The sequence below is a fragment of the Mesorhizobium sp. BE184 genome (assembly GCF_031457045.1).
Classification (GTDB): Bacteria; Pseudomonadota; Alphaproteobacteria; order Rhizobiales; family Rhizobiaceae; genus Mesorhizobium.
In genome coordinates this window covers 1-2,390 of sequence record NZ_JAVDVU010000005.1, presented here as the reverse complement: position 1 = coordinate 2,390, position 2,390 = coordinate 1, and the positions used below count along the sequence as shown (strand labels likewise).

The following is a 2,390-nucleotide window of genomic DNA, read 5'->3' as shown; positions in this document are numbered from 1 at the left end:
TGAACGGGTGGGCAGGGGATGAAGTCAGTGGATACGATAGCCAAGGTGCGCCGCGCCTTTCATGTTCAGGGTTGGTCGGTGAAGCGGATCAGCCGCGAGTTGCATGTGTCGCGCAACACGGTGCGCAAGATCCTTCGCTCGGGCGAGACGGTGTTTGGCTACGAGCGGGAGCGCCAGCCGAAGCCGCGGATTGATCCCTGGCGCGGTCAGCTCGACGGCTTCCTGAGCACCAACCGCGTGAAGCCGGAACGCGAGCGTCTGACGGTCATCCGCATCTTCGAGGAGTTGCGCGCACTCGGCTACGAAGGCAGCTATGACGCGGTGCGCCGCTACGCGAAGAGCTGGGCGAAGGCGCAGGGTTCGGCGACGGCGGATGCTTACGTGCCGCTGTTCTTCGCGCCGGGTGAGGCCTACCAGTTCGACTGGAGCCACGAGATCGTTGTCATCAACGGCGTGACGACGACGGTGAAGGTCGCTCATGTCCGGCTCTGCCACAGCCGCATGATGTTCGTGCGGGCCTACTCCCGCGAGACGCAGGAGATGGTGTTCGACGCCCACGACCGGGCCTTCGCGTTCTTCCGCGGAACCTGCACGCGCGGCATCTACGACAACATGAAGACGGCAGTGGAGACGGTCTTCATCGGCAAGGACCGGCAGTACAATCGGCGCTTTCTACAGATGTGCAGCCATTACCTTGTCGATCCTGTCGCCTGCACGCCGGCGTCGGGCTGGGAGAAGGGTCAGGTCGAGAACCAGGTCGGCCTGGTGCGCGAACGCTTCTTCACGCCGCGCTTGCGGTTCAAGAGCTATGACGAACTGAACGCCTGGTTGCTCGACCGTTGCATCGCCTGGGCTAAGGCGCATCGCCATATCGATCAACCCGAGCGCACGATCTGGGAGGTGTTCGAGGAAGAGCGCGGTGCGCTGGTGCCGTATCGCGGCCCCTTCGACGGGTTCCATGCGCTGCCGGTCTCCGTCGCCAAGACCTGCCTGGTGCGCTTCGACAACAACAAATACTCGGTGATGTCGACGGCGGTCGGCCGACCGGTCGACATCCATGCCTATGCCGACCGCATCGTCATCCGCCAGGACGGCGCTGTCGTCGGTGAGCATGCCCGCTGCTTCGGGCGTGGCGAGACGGTCTACAATCCCTGGCATTACGTGCCGGTGCTGGCCCGCAAGCCCGGTGCGTTGCGCAATGGCGCGCCGTTCCGCGACTGGCCGCTTCCCTCCGCCATGGAGCGCATCCGCCGGCGACTGAAGAGCATGCATGATGGCGATCGCCAGATGGTGGAGATCCTGTCGGCGGTTCTCTCCGATGGGATCGGCGCGGTGGATGCGGCCTGCCAGGAGGCGCTCGATCACGGCGTCTGCTCGTCCGCCGTCATCATAAACAGCCTCACCCGGCGGCGTGATCCGGTACCGGCCGTGACAATCCTAACACCCGACGCGCTGCGCCTGCGCCATGAACCGCAGGCCGACTGCGCCCGCTACGACAGCCTCAGGAGGGCAAGCTGATGGAACGAACCCAGGTTCTCGACCTGATGGGCAATCTCAAGCTCTACGGGATGCGCAACGCTTATGACGAGGTCATGGCCACCGGCATCAAGCGCCAGCACGAGCCGCCCAGGATCGTCGGCGACCTCCTGTCGGCAGAGATCGCCGAGAAGCAGGCACGCTCCATCAAATACCAGATGACGCTGGCCAAGCTGCCGCTCGCAAAGGACATCGACGACTTCGACTTCACCGACACCCCGGTCAATCAGGCACTTCTGCGCGAGCTCATCAATGGAACCTTCGTCGCCGACCAGCGCAACGTTGTCCTCGTCGGCGGCACCGGAACAGGAAAGTCGCATCTGGCCATCGCTATCGCACGAGCCTTGATCCGCAATGGAGCGCGTGGCCGCTTCTTCAACGTCGTCGATCTCGTCAACCGCCTCGAGGCCGAGCATCGCATCGGAAAGCAGGGCCGCTTCGCCGACTACCTGACCCGCCTCGACTTCATCATCCTCGACGAACTTGGATATCTGCCCTTCGCCCAGGCCGGTGGACAGCTCCTGTTCCACCTGATCAGTCGGCTCTACGAACGCACCTCCATCATCGTCACCACCAACCTAGCGTTCGGCGAATGGCCCGCCGTCTTCGGCGACGCCAAGATGACGACCGCGCTGCTCGATCGGCTCACCCACCATTGCGAGATCGTCGAGACCGGCAACGAATCCTGGCGCTTCAAGAACCGCTCTCAAAGCTAAAGTCGAAGCGCAAACCCATCCGCACTTGCCGACCCTATGCAACCCGGACCAGCGCCGGGCCGGCAAGTGCTGACCGCCACACCAGGGGGGTCAATACTGGATGCCGATAGAGGGTCAAAGTTCAACGCCGATTGACAC

Annotated in this window: 1 protein-coding gene and 1 pseudogene; both read left to right on the top strand. The window is 63.5% G+C overall.

Going from position 1 to position 2,390, the window contains the following annotated elements; translation table 11 throughout:
- Window positions 1-18 precede the first annotated feature (18 nt).
- A pseudogene (gene istA / locus J2X35_RS19785) lies at window positions 19-1,585 on the top strand (IS21 family transposase).
- Window positions 1,518-2,252, top strand: coding sequence for an IS21-like element helper ATPase IstB (gene istB / locus J2X35_RS19780; RefSeq protein WP_310189398.1), 735 nt, complete (start codon window positions 1,518-1,520; stop codon window positions 2,250-2,252). Before istA ends, istB begins: the two are co-directional and overlap by 68 nt.
- Window positions 2,253-2,390: the final 138 nt, after the last annotated feature.

Excerpts from the sequence above, each read along its gene's own strand:
- istB (WP_310189398.1), top strand. The coding sequence starts at position 1,518 with ATGGAACGAACCCAGGTTCTCGACCTGATGGGCAATCTCAAGCTCTAC.